15 protein-coding genes and 1 tRNA gene are annotated in these 14,989 nt (G+C 75.0%); 10 read left to right on the forward strand and 6 right to left on the reverse strand.

Features of this window, described 5'->3' with window-relative positions:
* Positions 1 to 2: 2 nt before the first annotated feature.
* Entirely contained in the window at positions 3 to 983 is a 981-nt protein-coding gene (locus tag OSR43_RS01705) for a YihY/virulence factor BrkB family protein (protein ID WP_302269221.1), read from the reverse strand.
* 186 nt (positions 984 to 1,169) lie between these two features.
* On the opposite strand from OSR43_RS01705, the gene tmk reads away from it, so the two are divergent.
* From tmk to OSR43_RS01720, 3 genes are read left to right on the forward strand one after another with little or no spacing between them, the layout of a single operon-like run.
* Entirely contained in the window at positions 1,170 to 1,802 is a 633-nt protein-coding gene (tmk, locus tag OSR43_RS01710; protein WP_302269222.1) for a dTMP kinase, read from the forward strand.
* The gene (locus OSR43_RS01715) at positions 1,799 to 2,947 is read left to right on the forward strand and encodes a DNA polymerase III subunit delta' (protein ID WP_302269223.1); all 1,149 of its coding nucleotides are present in this window, start codon (positions 1,799 to 1,801) and stop codon (positions 2,945 to 2,947) included. Before tmk ends, OSR43_RS01715 begins: the two co-directional genes overlap by 4 nt.
* Positions 2,947 to 4,521, forward strand: coding sequence for an alpha/beta hydrolase (locus OSR43_RS01720; protein ID WP_302269225.1), 1,575 nt, complete (start codon positions 2,947 to 2,949; stop codon positions 4,519 to 4,521). Before OSR43_RS01715 ends, OSR43_RS01720 begins: the two co-directional genes overlap by 1 nt.
* 9 nt (positions 4,522 to 4,530) lie before the next feature.
* On the opposite strand, the gene OSR43_RS01725 is transcribed toward OSR43_RS01720, so the two are convergent.
* Positions 4,531 to 5,481 carry a TauD/TfdA family dioxygenase gene (locus tag OSR43_RS01725; RefSeq protein ID WP_302269227.1) on the reverse strand — a complete coding sequence of 317 codons (951 nt, stop codon included), beginning with the start codon at positions 5,479 to 5,481 and terminating at the stop codon, positions 4,531 to 4,533.
* 61 nt (positions 5,482 to 5,542) lie between these two features.
* Positions 5,543 to 6,469, reverse strand: coding sequence for a LysR family transcriptional regulator (locus OSR43_RS01730; RefSeq protein ID WP_302269228.1), 927 nt, complete (start codon positions 6,467 to 6,469; stop codon positions 5,543 to 5,545).
* 105 nt (positions 6,470 to 6,574) lie between these two features.
* Between OSR43_RS01730 and OSR43_RS01735 the strand changes: the two genes are divergently transcribed.
* Positions 6,575 to 6,757, forward strand: a complete 183-nt coding sequence (locus OSR43_RS01735; RefSeq protein WP_302269229.1) for a hypothetical protein — start codon at positions 6,575 to 6,577, stop codon at positions 6,755 to 6,757.
* A 102-nt stretch (positions 6,758 to 6,859) separates the two neighbouring features.
* A tRNA-Thr gene (locus tag OSR43_RS01740) sits at positions 6,860 to 6,932 on the forward strand.
* Between the two features lie 58 nt (positions 6,933 to 6,990).
* On the opposite strand, the gene OSR43_RS01745 is transcribed toward OSR43_RS01740, so the two are convergent.
* Positions 6,991 to 7,752, reverse strand: coding sequence for a DeoR/GlpR family DNA-binding transcription regulator (locus OSR43_RS01745; protein ID WP_302269230.1), 762 nt, complete (start codon positions 7,750 to 7,752; stop codon positions 6,991 to 6,993).
* 64 nt (positions 7,753 to 7,816) lie between these two features.
* Here OSR43_RS01745 and OSR43_RS01750 point away from each other — a divergent pair, with 64 nt between their 5' ends.
* From OSR43_RS01750 to OSR43_RS01770, 5 genes are all read left to right on the forward strand, one after another.
* Positions 7,817 to 9,019 carry a sugar MFS transporter gene (locus tag OSR43_RS01750; RefSeq protein WP_302269231.1) on the forward strand — a complete coding sequence of 401 codons (1,203 nt, stop codon included), beginning with the start codon at positions 7,817 to 7,819 and terminating at the stop codon, positions 9,017 to 9,019.
* A gap of 69 nt (positions 9,020 to 9,088) precedes the next feature.
* On the forward strand, positions 9,089 to 9,409 hold the full coding sequence (locus tag OSR43_RS01755; protein ID WP_302269233.1) for a hypothetical protein: 321 nt from the start codon (positions 9,089 to 9,091) through the stop codon (positions 9,407 to 9,409).
* A gap of 110 nt (positions 9,410 to 9,519) precedes the next feature.
* Complete coding sequence (locus OSR43_RS01760) at positions 9,520 to 10,038, forward strand: hypothetical protein (RefSeq protein WP_302269234.1); 519 nt, start codon at positions 9,520 to 9,522, stop codon at positions 10,036 to 10,038.
* The gene (locus tag OSR43_RS01765) at positions 10,035 to 11,066 is read left to right on the forward strand and encodes a methylenetetrahydrofolate reductase C-terminal domain-containing protein (protein WP_302269235.1); all 1,032 of its coding nucleotides are present in this window, start codon (positions 10,035 to 10,037) and stop codon (positions 11,064 to 11,066) included. The genes OSR43_RS01760 and OSR43_RS01765 overlap by 4 nt, the downstream gene beginning before the upstream one ends.
* A complete protein-coding gene (locus tag OSR43_RS01770) occupies positions 11,066 to 11,827 on the forward strand; it encodes a class I SAM-dependent methyltransferase (protein ID WP_302269236.1) in 762 nt (253 codons plus the stop codon). Before OSR43_RS01765 ends, OSR43_RS01770 begins: the two co-directional genes overlap by 1 nt.
* Positions 11,828 to 12,049: 222 nt before the next feature.
* On the opposite strand, the gene OSR43_RS01775 is transcribed toward OSR43_RS01770, so the two are convergent.
* Positions 12,050 to 13,480 (reverse strand): DUF1116 domain-containing protein, encoded by a 1,431-nt coding sequence (locus OSR43_RS01775; RefSeq protein WP_302269237.1) that lies wholly within the window; start codon positions 13,478 to 13,480, stop codon positions 12,050 to 12,052.
* On the reverse strand, positions 13,477 to 14,949 hold the full coding sequence (locus OSR43_RS01780; RefSeq protein WP_302269238.1) for an FdrA family protein: 1,473 nt from the start codon (positions 14,947 to 14,949) through the stop codon (positions 13,477 to 13,479). The genes OSR43_RS01775 and OSR43_RS01780 overlap by 4 nt, the downstream gene beginning before the upstream one ends.
* Positions 14,950 to 14,989 lie beyond the last annotated feature (40 nt).

Consider the following 14,989-nt stretch of genomic DNA (forward strand, 5'->3'; position numbering starts at 1 on the left):
TCTCAGGAGTCCCGGACCGCCCGCCCGTGCGGGCGGCCGGGGTCGTCGTACGCCGGCTCCGGCTCGCCGGCGCGGTAGGCCTCCAGCTGCGCGCACACGGCCGTGCCGTAGAACAGCCCGGTCGCGCTCAGCCAGGACCACAGCAGCAGGGCCATGATCCCCGCCAGCGGCCCGTAGGTGTCGCCGAAGGACCCGCTGAGCCGCACGTACGCCGCCAGGCCGGCCGCCGCGAGCAGGCTGACCGCCACCGCGGTGGCCGAGCCGAGCGCGAGCCACGACAGCGCCGGCTGGCGTCTCCGCGGGGCGTGGTCGAGCAGCACCGCGATCGTCACGACGAGCAGCAGCAGGCCCAGGGGCCAGCGGGCGACGTCCCAGGCCCGGTCGGTGCAGGCGGACCAGCCGTAGACCTCGACCATCGCGTCCCCGAACGCCCCGCCCGCGACGAGCAGCAGGAACCCGAGCCCCACCGGCACCGCCAGCAGCGCGGTCAGCACCGCCGCGCGGCCGTACTTGTGCAGGGCGGGCCGGTCGCGGCGGATGCCGTAGATCCGGTTCGTCCCGCGCTCGACCTGGCCCATGGCGGTCGTCATCGACACCAGCGACAGCACCAGGCCCAGGACGAGCGCGACCTCGCCGGCGTCCTCGCTGCTGTCGCCGCCGGCGACCGCCCCGGCGAGCGCGTCGCCACCGCCCTGCCCGGGCGAGACCTGCTGGACGGTCAGCGCGACGACCTCGGCCAGCCGCTGCTGGTCGAGGTCGGCGGTCAGCCCGGTGAGCGCCAGCAGGAACGGCACGACCGCGAGGCAGGCCTGCAGGGCGAGCGCGCGGCTGTTGGTGAACCCGTCGCCGTACCGGAACCGCACGAAGGAGTCGACCGCCACCCGCCGCAGCCCGTGGTGGCGGGCGAGGTGCCAGGCGTCCTCGGCGTCGAGCTCGTCGCCGTCCATCTCCGTGGTGACCGGGACGGTGCGCGCGGTGGTCATGGCGCGGGAGTCTGGCAGCCGCGGTCCGCGGCGCGCGCGGCGGCCGACGTCGCCCGGGTGCTCCTCAGGGGAAACCGGCACTCCTCAGGGGAAGCTTCCGCCGAGGAGTGCCGGAATCCCCGGGGCCCCGGGGATTCCTGCACGCCGCGTTGGCCGGTGTCGGTCGTCCCACGTAGGTTCGGGGCCGTGCACCCACCCACCGGCGTCCTCGTCTGCTTCGAGGGTGGCGAGGGGTCGGGCAAGTCCACCCAGTCCCGGCGGCTTCGCGAGTGGCTGGAGGCCGAGGGGTACGCCGTCGTGCTGACCTTCGAGCCCGGCGACACCGAGGTCGGCAAGGTCCTGCGCCGGCTGGTCCTCGACCCGACGACCGGCGACCTCGACCCGCACACCGAGGCGCTGCTGTACGCCGCCGACCGCGCCGAGCACGTCGCGCGCCTCGTCCGGCCCGCCCTCGAGCGCGGGGAGGTCGTGGTGATGGACCGGTACGTCGACTCCTCGCTGGCCTACCAGGGCGCCGGGCGCGACCTCGACCTCGCCATGGTGGAGCGGATCTCGCGCTGGGCGACCGACGACCTGCGACCCCACCTGACCGTGGTGCTCGACCTGGAGCCCGAGCAGGGCCTGGGCCGGTTCGCCGAGCGGGACAAGATCGAGGGGGAGGGGCTGGAGTTCCACCGCCGGGTCCGCGAGGCGTTCCTGCGGATGGCCGCGGCCGACCCCGAGCACTACCTCGTGCTCGACGCCCGCGCTCCCGTCGACGAGGTCGCCGCCGCGGTGCGCGCCCGCGTCGAGCCGCTGCTCGGGCAGGCCGCACGATGACGGTCTGGGACTCCCTGGTCGGGCAGGCCCGGCCGGTCGAGGCACTCGCCGCCGCCGCCCGCGGACAGGGGATGAGCCACGCCTGGCTGTTCACCGGACCCCCGGGCTCGGGCCGCTCCAACGCCGCCATCGCCTTCGCCGCCGCCCTGCAGTGCGAGGACGCCGGCTGCGGCACCTGCCACTCGTGCCGCACGGTGCTCGCCGGCTCCCACGCCGACGTCGCGGTCGCGCGGACCGAGTCGGTGCAGTTCGTCGTCAAGGAGGCCCGGGAGCTGGTGCGCCGCTCGGCGCTCAGCCCGGTCGGCGGCCGCTGGCAGATCATCGTGGTCGAGGACGCCGACCGGTTCAACGAGCACTCCGGCAACGCCATGCTCAAGGCGATCGAGGAGCCGAACGCGCGGACCGTGTGGCTGCTCTGCGCACCGACCGTCGAGGACGTGCTGCCGACGATCCGCTCGCGGTGCCGCCTGGTCACCCTGGCCACGCCGGCCACCGCCGACGTCGCGGCGTTCCTCGCCCGCACCGACGCGGTCGATCCCGCGCTCGCGTCGTACGCCGCCCGCGCCAGCCAGGGACACATCGGGCGCGCCCGCGCGCTGGTGCGCGACGAGGGCGCCCGGCAGCGCCGCAACGAGGTCGTCGGCATCCCCGCCTCGGTCACCGACCTCGGCAGGTGCATGCGGGCGGCGGCCCGGCTCGCCGAGGTCGCCAAGGAGGAGGCGGAGGCCATCACCTCCGAGCGGGAGGCGCGGGAGAAGGCCGAGCTCGACCAGGCCTTCGGCTACGAGGACCGCGGTCGACGCCCGCGCGAGTACGCCGCGGCGGCCAAGGCGCTGCAGGAGGACCAGAAGCGGCGCGCCAAGCGGCGCGTCCTCGACGTGGTCGACCGCGCGCTGATGGACCTGGTGTCGGTCTACCGCGACGCGATCGCGATCCAGACCGGCGCGCCCGGCGAGCTGGTCAACGCCGAGATCCGGGCCGACCTCGACGTCGTCGTCCGGACCTCGACACCGGAGCTGAACCTGCGCCGGATCGGGTGGATCTTCGAGGCACGCGAGCAGATGCTGGAGTTCAACGTCCCGGTCGCCCTCGCCCTGGAGTCGATGATGGTCGCGCTGCGCGTGCCGAGCCGAGGAGCCGCCTGATGAGCACGAGGACCGTCCGGATCGTCGTGCTGGTGCTGGTCGCGGCGCTCGTCCTCAGCGGCGTCGGGCTCGCCGTCGCCGGGCTCACCGGCGGTGACGGCTCGGGGTCCTCCTCGGGCGGTGCGGGCCGGTCCGTGCCCGCACCGACCACCACCCCCGCGCCCGGTGCGCAGGACCCGCCCCGGCCGGCCCTGCGGAAGTACTACGAGCAGGAGATCGCCTGGGCGGCCTGCGGGGACAACGAGTGCGCCCGGCTGACGGTGCCGCTGGACTACGCCGAGCCGGCGGGCGAGACGATTCAGATCGCGGTGCTGAGGGTGCCGGCCGGCGACCCGGACCGGCGGATCGGCTCGCTGGTGGTCAACCCCGGCGGGCCCGGCGCGCCCGGCACGACGTACGCCGCGCAGGCCGGCCTCGCCTTCCGCGAGCCGCTGCGCGAGCGCTACGACGTCGTCGGCTTCGACCCGCGTGGCACCGGCTTCTCGACCGCCGTCGACTGCGTCTCCGACGAGCAGCTCGACGTATTCCTCGCCGCCGACCCCGCCCCGGACGACCGCGAGGAGGCCGACGCCCTCGAGCAGGCGCAGCGCGCCTTCAACGCCGGCTGCGCCGCGGAGTCCGGAGCCCTCGCCGACCACGTCACCACCGTCGAGGCGGCCCAGGACATGGACGTCCTGCGCTCCGCGCTGGGGGAGTCGACGCTGACCTACCTCGGCGCGTCGTACGGCACGAAGCTCGGCGCGACCTACGCCGAGCTCCACCCCGACCGCGTCGGCCGGTTCGTGCTCGACGGGGCGGTGGACCCCACGCTCACCGCGCGCGAGCAGACCCTTGGCCAGGCGCGCGGCTTCGAGACGGCGATCCGCGCCTACGCCGAGGACTGCGTCGACAGCGGTGACTGCCCGCTCGGCGACTCCGTCGAGGCCGGCCTCCAGCGGCTGACCGACTTCATCGACGAGGTCGACGCCGAGCCGCTGCCCACCGGCGGCGAGCGCGAGCTGGCCGTCGGCAACGCGATCACGGGGATCATCGCGCCGCTCTACAACCGCGACTACTGGTTCCTGCTCACCCGAGCGCTGACCGCGGCGTTCGAGGGCGACGGGTCGCAGCTCATGCAGCTCTCGGACCTCTACTCCTCGCGCGGACCGGAGGGCTACCAGGACAACAGCTCCGAGGCGATCCTCGCGATCAACTGCCTCGACGACCCGTCGGCGGTCGACCCCGACGACATCCCCGGGCAGGTGGCGGCGTTCGAGGAGGCCTCGCCGACCTTCGGCGAGGTCTTCGCGTGGGGGCAGGCCGGCTGCCTCGGGGTGCGGGCGGAGGCCACCGTGGAGACGCCGGAGATCGACGCCGCCGGGGCGCCGCCGATCCTGGTGATCGGCACGACGCGCGACCCGGCGACGCCGTACGCCTGGGCGGAGGCGCTGGCCGGCGAGCTGGAGTCCGGTGTGCTGATCACCCGCGTCGGCGACGGGCACACCGGCTACAACGTCGGCAACGCGTGCGTCGACGAGGCGGTCGAGGACTACCTCGTCGACGGGACAGTCCCCGAGGACGGGCTGCGCTGCTGACCGGTCGGGTCAGCTGATCAGCTCGTCGATCCGGGCGTAGGCGTCCGAGCTGCCGGCCACGACCCGGCTGGAGCGGCCGTCGACCGAGACCGGCACGTCGCCGACGACCGTCACGCGCCGTACCTCGCGGCGGTGGTTGTCGAAGTCGGCCACGGCGTAGTGCTGGGTCGCCCGGTTGTCCCACATCGCGACGTCGCCCTCCTGCCACTGCCAGCGGACGGTGTTCTCCAGCCGGGTCACCCGGTCCTGGAGGAGCTTGAACAGCGCGCTGGACTCGGCGGTGTTCAGCCCCACGAAGCGCTTGACGAAGTGCCCCAGGACGAGCGAGCGCTCGCCGGTCTCGGGGTGCACGCGCACCACCGGGTGCTCGGTCTCGTAGTACGTCGCCCGGAACTGGCCGCGGTCGAGCGCGTCGCGGTCGGGGGAGTCGCCCTCGGGGTCCTCGGAGGTGGCGACGTAGTCGTACTCGTTGGTGTGCACCGCCCAGAGCCCGTCCACCAGGGCCCGCAGCGGCGGGGTGAGGGCGTCGTACGCCGCGACGGTGTTGGCCCAGACGGTGTTGCCGCCGTACGGCGGGATGGTGACGCCGCGCAGCACGCTGATCGCCGGGACACGGTCGACGAAGGTGACGTCGGTGTGCCAGCTGTTGGCCGCCATCCCCTTGGTCGCGTTGAGGCTGAGGACGTGCGCGCTGCCGGTGTTGACGGTCGGGTGGGCCGTGGTGAGCGTGCCCAGCTGCTCGGCGAAGGCCAGCTGCCCGGCGTCGTCGAGGTGGTCCTGGCCGCGGAAGAAGACCACCTTGTGGGCGAGCAGCGCGGCGCGGATGGTGGCGACGGCCTCGGGGTCGAGGTCCGCGCCGAGGCGGACCCCCTCGATCACGGCGCCGATGCGGCCACCGACCTTGCGGACGGTGGGGAGGTCGGACGTGGCGCGGGTGGGGCGGTCCAGGGTGCTGGTCATGCTTCCTCCTGCTAAGTCGAGTGAGTAACTAGACAATAACAGGGTCGCAGCCTTCGGGCGATCACCTCGGGTGGATGGGGTCGGCGATCGCCTGGATGCGGCGCGTGGCCAGCTCGATCATCAGCCGGGCGGCGGGGGAGAGGGTGGCGTCGGAGCGGTGGACGATCGCGAGGATGTCGTGCTGGCGGGGGCGCAGCGGGGCCCAGCCGGCGCGGGGTGCGAGGCGCGGGAGCAGCTCGTCGACGACGCCGCGCGGGACGACGCTGTCGGCCAGCCCCAGGCCGACCAGCTCGACGGCGGTCTCGACGTCCTCGACCTCGATCCGGGTGGTCGGGTTGCGGCCGGTCTCGTGCAGCATCTGCCGCAGCACGATCCGCGTGGAGTCGTTCGCCCGCCAGGTCGTCTCGGGAAGCACCAGCGACGCCTGGGAGAGCCGGTGGGCGGTGACCGGCGAGGCCACCCGCTCGGGGTCGGCGGAGATGTAGACCAGCTCGTCGCGGGCGACCGGCGTGATGGTCATGCCCTCGCTCGAGGCGGCCGCCACGGCGATCATCGCCGCCTCGAGCCGACCGCGCCGCAGGTCCTCCTGCACGTCGGTCGAGTTCTGGCCGATCAGCTCGACCCGGACGCCGGGGTAGCGCTCGAGCACGTCCGCGACGAGCCCGGCGCCGGCGTACAGCCGGGCGGTGCCGAACATGCCGAACCGGATCGTCCCCGTCTCCAGCGAGCGGGCGCCCTGCACCGCCCGCTCGGCCTCGACGATCGAGGCCAGCACCCGCTCGGCGTACGGCCGGAGCGTGTCGGCCACGGTGGTCGGGACGACGCCGCGCCCGACCCGGCGGAACAGCTGCACGTCGAGGGACTTCTCCAGCGCCCGGATCTGCTCGGACACCGACGGCTGGGCGTACCCGAGCTCCTCCGCGGCACGAGTGAGCGAGCCCTGCTCGTACGTCGCGAGGAAGCATGTGAGCTGGTGCACAGAAAGCATAGGTCCAGCCTATGTCAACCGCAGGAAAGTCAGGCTACCCCTATGGCTGGACTTGCTCCAGAATGGACTCAGCACCACTCCACCCGAGTCGAGAAAGGATCCGCCGTGTTCACCCACGTCTGCACCGCCTGCGCCAAGCGCCAGCTCATCTTCCCCTCCCAGGTCACGGCGGTCGCCGACAGCGAGCGCGGCCCGGTGGCGACCTTCACCTGCTGGTGCGGCGCCGAGCAGTCGGCGCTCTACGGCCTCGCCCCGGCCAAGGGCTCGACGGTCGTCCTCGCGGCCTGACCCACCGCTCCACCACCGGGCGTGTGCCGGTTTCGCCCCGGCAGGCGGCGTCCGTATACTCTCCCGGGTTGCCCGGCAGGTCTCGACCGCGCCGGGCAGCGCGCCGCCTTAGCTCAGTCGGTAGAGCGTCTCACTCGTAATGAGAAGGTCGTCGGTTCGATTCCGACAGGCGGCTCCCCTCGACACGGCCCCCACCCCACCGGGTGGGGGCCGTGTCGCGTCCCCGCCGCTGCTCAGCCCGCGCCGCCGGCCACCAGCACGTCGACGCCCCGCAGGCGCCAGGGTTCGAGGTCGCCGACCTCCTCGGTGACCAGCACGTCGATGGCGTCGGTGCCCAGGACGGCGTGCGGGGCGACCGATCCGTGCTTGGTGGCGTCGGCGAGGACGACGGTGCGGAGAGCAGCTCCTGCCATCGTCTGCTTCATCTCGGCGTCCAGCGGGTCCACCGAGGTGGCTCCCACCCCGGGGTGCAGGGCGCAGGCGCCCAGGAACGCCCAGTCGGCGCGGTGCGCGGCGAGCGTGGCGACGGCCGTGGGCCCCGCGAAGAAGCGCGAGTGGGGGTCCCACCGGCCGCCCGCCAGGACGAGCGTGACCTGCTCGTCGGCCTCGAGCAGCGCCGCGACGTCGAGGGAGTTGGTGACCACCTGCAGTGGGCGCACCTCGAGCGCGGCGGCGAGCGCGAGCACCGACGAGCCGGCGTCGAGGAACAGTGTCTGGCCGGGCTCGACCAGGCGTGCCGCGACGGTCGCGATCGCCGTCTTGGCGGCGCCGGCGACGTCGGCACGCGTCCGGAAGGGCATCCGGGCCGGGTCCAGGGCTACCGCCCCGCCGTGGGTCTTCTGCAGGTGGCCGGCCTCCGCGAGGGTGCGCAGGTCGCGGCGGACCGTGTCCTCCGAGACGCCGAGGAGCGCCGACAGGCCGGTCACCTCGACCTTGCCCCGGCGGTGCAGCTCCTGCAGCACGCGCGCCTGTCGTTCGCTCGCGAAAACCCGCACGTCCGCCGCTCCTTGTGCCGAGGTCTACTTGACTGTGCCGAAGTATGCAGGATTGACTGCCCGGGTGTCACGCGCCCCGCTCGCCCCCGCCCGCCGTTCCTCGTCGGCTCGTCTCGCGGTCACGGGCCTGGTGGGGTTCGCCGCCCTCGGCATGCTCGCCAGCGTCCTCGGGCCGACACTGCCGCTGCTGCAGGAGCGTCACCGGCTCGACGCGTTCGGTTCCTCGCTGCTCTTCGCCGCCTACGCCGCGGGCTCCGCGGCCGGTGTGGTGGGCGCCGGCTGGCTGCGCACCAGGGTCGCGCCGTCGTCGCTGCTGACCGGGGGAGCAGCCCTCCTGGCCCTGGGCTGCCTCGCGCTGCCCGTCGCCCCGACGGGCTCGCTCGCCCTCGCCGGCGTCCTGGTGGCCGGCATCGGGTTCGGGCTCGTCGACCTCCCGCTCAACACGGTGCTGGCCCGGTCCTTCGGCGAGGGCAGCGGCGCCGTGCTGATGGCCCTGAGCGCCGCCTTCGGGGTCAGTGCCGTGCTGCTCCCCTTCCTCGTGGGCAGGCGCCCCGACGACCTCCACGCGCCGTACCTGGTCTGCGGCGCCACGGCGCTGGTCCTGACCGCCCTCACCGCCACGCTCCGCCTCCCGCACCCCGGCGCGACCGGCCCGGCGGGGAGGCGGCACGGCCACCGCGGTGCGGTGCTCCTGCTCGCCGCGGTGCTGCTCGGGTACGTCGCGGTCGAGAGCGGCGTGGCCGGCTGGGAGACGACCCACCTCCGTGCGACGACCTCCCTGTCGGAGAGCGGCTCGGCCTCCGCGGTGTCCCTGTTCTGGATCGGGCTCATCCTCGGCCGGCTGGGCGCGGCGCCCGTCCTGCTGCGCCAGCCGCCGGGCCGCCTCGTCATCACCTGCCTGGTCGCCGGTGCCGCCAGCGCGGCCGCGGCGGCGCACGCGCCGTCCGCGGTCGTCGCCTACGCCGTGACCGGCCTGCTCATCGGACCGGTCTTCCCCGCCGTCATCGCGTGGCACGCCTCCCTCGTGCCGGACGGCCGCGGGATCACCGGTGTCTTCGCGGCGGGCTTGGCCGGCCCGCTGGTCGGTGGTCCCCTCATCGGGCTGGCGGTGGGGGCGACGAGCGAGCACGCGGTCCCCTGGGTGCTCGCGGCGATGGCGCTCGCGGCCGCGGGGGTCGCCGTCGCGGTCGCCGTCACGGTCGCGGCGCGGGGCGTCGCGCCGAGCACGGCGCGAGCGCGTGCGAGCGGCCACGCGGCAGGTGCGTGACCGCGGTGGGCACGGCGGTGCCGGCACGTGCGACGTCCCGGAGCACAGCCGTTCCCCCGACCGGGTCGGGTGCAGCCGCAGCCGGCCTGGACACAGGCGGAGCACGCTCGCCCGACGAGCCATCCCCCGGGTGCCGCACCCCGCCGGATCAGCACCGAGACCAAGGCGTCGTTCAAGACCACCGAGCTGATCGCCTACGTGGCCGCCGTCGTCGGGGTCCTCATCGCCTCGGCGGTCGTCGACGCCTCGGACTTCGGCGCCCAGGAGGCGTGGTTCTACGTCACCCTGCTGACCATCGGCTACATGGTCAGCCGCGGGCTCGCCAAGTCGGGCAGCCGCGACTTCTACGACGACGACCGCGGCCGGACGACGGGCCACGGTCAGCACTGACCGCGCGCCGTACCGCAGGACCGCCCCCGACGCGACGCGTCGGGGGCGGTCTGCGTACCGTGCGAGGCAGGTCCCACCCGGACCAGCCGCTCGCAGCCGTCGGAGGTGCCGTGATCGACGACCACCGCTCCGGCCCGCCGCCGTACGGCCCGGCCTTCGGTGCGCCGGCCGGCGGGCAGGCGGACGACGTCCGGCCCGGCACGACCGAGCGCCGTCGGAGGCGTCGGCGGGCGGCGGTCGCGGGCGGGGTCGGGGCCGGTGTGGTCGTGCTCGGCCTGGCGGCGGCCGGGTTGCTGGGCGGGTCCGCGTCGTACGACGACGTCGACTGCGCGGGCCTGCGGGACCAGGCCGTGGCGGCGACGAACGAGCGGCCCGGTGCCCGGCTGCTGCGCGTCGACCGGTTCGAGCTGGCGACCGACCACCGCTCCGACTGGGCGGACCAGGACCCCGACGACGACGGGCTGCGCCTGGTGCTGGCGTGCCGCGGGATCGGTCGGTTCCAGGGCGGCGTCGAGCAGGCCGTGGTGGTCCAGCTCTACGACACGGGCCGCGACGAGGAGCACCTCCGGGTCGTCGCGCAGGGGCGTCCGCGGTTCGACATCGACTCCGAGCTGGGGACGGCCCCGTGACGTCCCCGGTCGAGACCTGCCCGAAGCGGATGCGCTTCGGTCCGTGCGGCGGCGTGCGCGACGACGCGTCCTGCGAGCTCGATGCCCGGCCCTGCCCCTTCGCCCAGGAGCCGGCGGCGGTGGTGCCGTGGGACGGCGCGCCGGCCCACCCGGCCCACCCGGCTACGCCGGGTGCCGACCGGAGCCGGCTGCTGGCGGCGGCGCGACGCGGCCCGGTGGTGCTGACCGACCTGACGGTGCCGGCGTACGACCCCGCCGCGGTGTCGCGGATCGCCGGGCTGCTCGCCGGGTCCTGCGACGGGCTGCTCGTCGGCGAGCACCAGAATCGGCCGGACCTCCCGCCGGTGATGATGGCGGACCTGGTCGCCGGGGCCGGGGGCGCGCCGTGGGTGACGCTCGCCTGCCGCGACCGCAACCGGGTCGTGCTGGAGCAGGAGCTCACCGGGCTCGCCGTCGCCGGGGTCGACGGCGTCCTCTGCGTCACCGGCGACGTGCGGGCGCCCGGGATCCGACCGGGGGTGACCCAGGTCTTCGACCTCGACGGCACGCAGCTGGCGGCCCTCGCCCGGGAGGCCGGGCACGCGGTCGCGGTGCCCGAGGCGCCGTCCGCCGCGCCCCGGCACGTCCGGCCGGGGCGCCTGGTGGAGAAGCAGCGGGCGGGCGCGCACCTGGCCGTGCTGAACCACGTGGCGTCGCCGGCCGACGTGGGGTCGTTCGTCGGGGCGGCCCGGGGGCTGGGGCTCGCGATCCCCGTGGTCGCCGCGGTCGCCGTCTACACCGACGAGCGGTCGGCGCGCGTGCTGCAGCGGTTCCCCGGCCTGCACCTCGACGGCACGCAGGTGGAGGCGGTGCTAGGTGCTTCGGACGTGCGGGAGGCGGGTATCGAGGCGGCAGTGCGCGAGGCGAGGTCGCTGCTCGCGATCGACGGCGTCGTGGGCGTCAACCTGTCCGGTCTCGGCTCGAGCCAGGGCGAGCTGGCCGGCGCCCGGGTGAAGGCCGAGGTCGGCACACGGATCCGGGAGGCGTGATGAGCGAGCAGGACCCCATGGTCGACGAGTTCGACACGGTGGCGGCGTGGACGGTCGCCGCGGTCGAGGAGCTCGGCGCGGACCACGCCCTCCCGGCCGCGTGCCGGGGCAGCGGCAGCCCCGCCGCGCTCGACTGGCTCGCCGACGCGATCGGGGTGGGTGCCGGCTCGCGGCTGCTCGACTCCGGCGCGGGGGTCGGCGGCCCGGCGGCGTACGTCGCGCGCGAGCGGGACGCCGTGCCGGTGCTGGCCGAGCCGATGACCGGTGCCTGCTGGGCGGCCCGGCAGCTCTTCGACGCGCCGGTCGTCGCGGCCGACGGGCTGGCGCTGCCGTTCCCCGACGCGTCGTTCGACTGCGCCTGGTCGCTCGGCGTGCTGTGCACCGTCGAGGACAAGCCGGCCCACCTCGCCGAGCTGCGGCGGGCCGTCGTGCCCGGGGGCGGCGTGGGGCTGCTGGTCTACATGCGGACCGTCGACGTCCTGCCGACCCAGCCCGAGGGCAACCACTTCCCCGACCACGACGAGCTGCTCGCCGCGGTCGCCGCCGCCGGCCTCGTGCTCGTCGACGAGGCCCGGCTCGCCGACCTCCCCGGCGCGCCGGAGGACTGGCAGGCCGCCGCCGACGCCGTCGACGCGACGGTCGAGCGGGCCCACCGCGACGACCCCCGCTGGGCCCGCGCCCAGGCGCAGCAGGAGGAGATCGCCGACCTGATCGGCCGCGAGCTGGTGGTCGGCGTGCTGGTCGCCTGCCGCGCCGGCTGAGCCGGGAGCCTCTCGGCGTGCCTTGCGACATCCCAGGTTCACTTGGGATGTTGACGCTTCCCTGCCGTTGCAACAGCAGGGAACCTTCAGAATCCCAAGTTAACTTGAGATGTTGCGCGTCACCCCAGCCCCAGCAGTCACACAAGCATCAGGGGCGGGAGACGCGAACGGCGCCCGCCACCGGCGAGGTGGCGGGCGCCGTCGTACGTCGCGTGGCGGCCGTCAGGCGCCGGCGCCGCGGGAGCGGGTGCGCTCGGCGAGGGCGGCGAGGGCGGCGGGGAAGATGGACGCGGGCGGGGTGACCAGGCCGGCGCCGACCTGTCCGACGCCGGCGACGCGGCCGGCCATGCCGGTGTTGATCTGCGGCAGGATGCCGGTGCGGCACACGGCGGAGACGTCGATGCCGGTGGCGGCGCCCGCGAAGTCGAGCACGGGGATCGGCCAGCGGTTGTTCTCGCCGATGGTGATCTCGCGCATCCGGCGGCTGGTGGCCAGCGCGTCGGGGACGGTGCCGCCGACGAACCGGACGATCGCCGGCGCGGCCGCCATCGCGAAGCCGCCGATGCCGGCGGTCTCGGTGATCGCGGAGTCGCCGATGTCGGGGTTGGCGTCCTCCGGCCCGTAGTCGCCGAGGAAGAGGCCGTCGGCGAGCTGTGCGGGGCCGGTGAACCACTGGTCGCCGGTGCCGGAGACCTGGATGCCGAAGTCGGTGCCGTTGCGGGCCATCGCCACGACCATCGTGCTGCCCTCGATGTCGCGGCCGGCGTCGAGCGCGAGCTTGCACGCCGGCATCGCGACGTTGAGGAAGAAGTGGTCGTTGCCGCCGACGAAGGCCAGCGCCTGGGCGACGTCCTCGGCCGGCCGCGAGGAGCGGACCAGGTGCGGCGCGAGGTCGCGGAGCAGCATCAGGGTGCCGGCGCGGTTGCGGTTGTGCGCCTCGTCGCCCATCTGCAGCATCTGGCCGAGGATCGCGGTGGCGTCGATCGGGCCGGCCGCCTCGACGGCCTCGGCGAGCAGCGGGCCCAGCGAGTCGCGCATCCAGCGCAGCCGCTCGAGCACCTCGGCCGAGTAGGCGCCGTACCGCAGCACCTTGCCCAGGCCCTCGTTGAGCGAGCAGTAGGTGCGCCGGCCGGTGGCCGGGTCCTCGAGGACGAACATCCACATCGACGGGGAGACGACGCCGGCCATCGGGCCCACCGCGCTGCGGTGGTGGCACGGCTCGAGGGTCACCTCGGTGCCGGACTCGAAGAGCGCGACGGCGTCCTCGGGGTCCTCGACCAGGCCCTCGAACGCGGCCGCGCCCATGAGCGCGCCGCGCAGCGGCCCGGCGGTGCGGGCCCACTCGATCGGCGGGCCGGCGTGCAGGAACTGGCCCTTCTCCAGGCCGAGGAGCTCCGAGGCCGGGGCGACGCCGACGAGCATCGCCTGGACGTCGAGCATCCGGGAGACGGCGAGGGCGTTGGCGTCGCGGCGCAGCGGGTCGGCGGCCACGGTGGCGAGGTCGTCGACCGTGCCCTCCATCGGCGGCTTCCAGTCGACGCGCTCGACCGGTACGGCCTGGGCCTCGACGGCAGCGGCGAACATGTCGGCGCCCACGGCCGCGACGGCGGCGGGAGCCTGGTTGGGGATGGTGGCGTTCGCGGGCTGGTTCACAGCGTCCCTCCGGAGACGAGAGCAACCGCCCGGCGGGTGGCTGCGGCGTTGGACAGGTGGACCTCCGCGCCGGCGGCGGCGAGTGCCTCGGCCTGGCGCTCGAGGCCCTGGGGGTCGGCGGACGTGCCGACGCAGGCGACGACCACCGGCACCTCGCGGACGCCGCGCGCGGCGGCGATGGCGGGGGCCAGGTCGGCGGCGGGGTCGGCCTGGGCGCCGTGGCCGAGGACCACGTCGAGCAGGATCACGGCGGTCTCGGGGTCCTGGGCGACCTTCGCCAGGTGGTCGAGCCGCAGGGTCGGGTCGATCATCGGGTGCGCGCGGCCGCGGGTGAGCCCGTCGTCGCCGAAGTCGATCATCAGGTGACCGTCGGCGGTGAGGTCGGACCCGAGGGCCAGCTCGGGGGAGAGCGGGATGTTGCTGCGGACCGGCCCGAGCGACTGGGCGGCGAGGAGCATCGCCTCGTCGCACAGGGTGCCGCCGACGAACAGGCCGCGCAGGGCGGACCCGCCGGTGGCGGTGGCGGGCGTGCCCCAGGTCGGCCACTCGGGGACGGCCACGCCGAGGTCGGCGAGCAGGCCCTCGACCTGGGTGGTGATGTCGGGCTGGTCGCCGCCGAGCAGCGCGAACCGGACCGGCGTGCCCAGCCCCGCGGCGTACTCCTCCACCGCGGCGGCGACCTCGGGGGCCGGCGGCTTGGAGACGACGATGACCTGCTCGATCGAGGGATCGGCGTCGAGACGGTCGAGCGCGGTCATCGTGGAGATGCCGCCGATCGCGGTGGACAGGTCGCGGCCGCCGACGCCGAGCGCGGCGGAGACGCCGACCCCCGCGCGGTCGAGGAGCGCGAGGACCTGCTGGCAGCCGGTGCCGGAGGCGGCCACGATGCCGACGCGACCGGGCTCGGTGGTGTTGGCGAAGCCGAGGCCGACGCCGCCAACGACGGCCGTGCCGCAGTCGGGACCCATCACGAGCAGGCCGCGGCTGCGCGCGATCTGCTTCATGGCGAGCTCCTGCTCGACCGGGACGTTGTCGCTGAAGACCATGACGTCGGAGCCGGCGTCCAGGGCGTCCATCGCCTCGACCAGCGCGGAGGCGCCGGGCACCGAGACCAGCGCGAGGCCGCCGCCGGCGCGGCGCAGCGCCGAGCCGGTGGTGCGCGGCGCCGCGACGGTGGTGTCGCCCGAGGTCGAGCCCTTCCGGGCGGCGGCCAGCGCGGCGTCGACCGCGGCCAGCGCCGCGGGCAGCGCGGCCTCGTCGTCGAGCCGGAGCGCGACGACCATGTCGTTAAGGGAGGCCGGCGGGAGCGTGAAGCCCATGCCGGCGAGCACCTCCAGGTTGAGGTCGGTCGCCATCGCGACCTGGGCCGCGGCGACCCCGGGCGTGGCGGCGACGTCGCGGCTGACCTGCAGCAGGGCCACGCTGTCGGCGTACGCGCCGGGGCGGATCTCGACGTGCTCGACTGTCATCGAGTGGTTCCTTCGGGGTCGGGGACGGGCGGGACGGGAG

This window comes from Nocardioides sp. Arc9.136 (assembly GCF_030506255.1).
Lineage (GTDB): Bacteria > Actinomycetota > Actinomycetes > Propionibacteriales > Nocardioidaceae > Nocardioides.

What these genes read in the sequence shown, in the direction of transcription:
- OSR43_RS01770 (WP_302269236.1), top strand. Translation starts at nt 11,066, where the DNA reads ATGAGCGAGCAGGACCCCATGGTCGACGAGTTCGACACGGTGGCGGCG.
- OSR43_RS01780 (WP_302269238.1), bottom strand. Translation starts at nt 14,949, where the DNA reads ATGACAGTCGAGCACGTCGAGATCCGCCCCGGCGCGTACGCCGACAGC.
- OSR43_RS01715 (WP_302269223.1), top strand. Translation starts at nt 1,799, where the DNA reads ATGACGGTCTGGGACTCCCTGGTCGGGCAGGCCCGGCCGGTCGAGGCA.
- OSR43_RS01725 (WP_302269227.1), bottom strand. Translation starts at nt 5,481, where the DNA reads ATGACCAGCACCCTGGACCGCCCCACCCGCGCCACGTCCGACCTCCCC.
- OSR43_RS01705 (WP_302269221.1), bottom strand. Translation starts at nt 983, where the DNA reads ATGACCACCGCGCGCACCGTCCCGGTCACCACGGAGATGGACGGCGAC.
- OSR43_RS01730 (WP_302269228.1), bottom strand. Translation starts at nt 6,469, where the DNA reads ATGCTTTCTGTGCACCAGCTCACATGCTTCCTCGCGACGTACGAGCAG.
- OSR43_RS01720 (WP_302269225.1), top strand. Translation starts at nt 2,947, where the DNA reads ATGAGCACGAGGACCGTCCGGATCGTCGTGCTGGTGCTGGTCGCGGCG.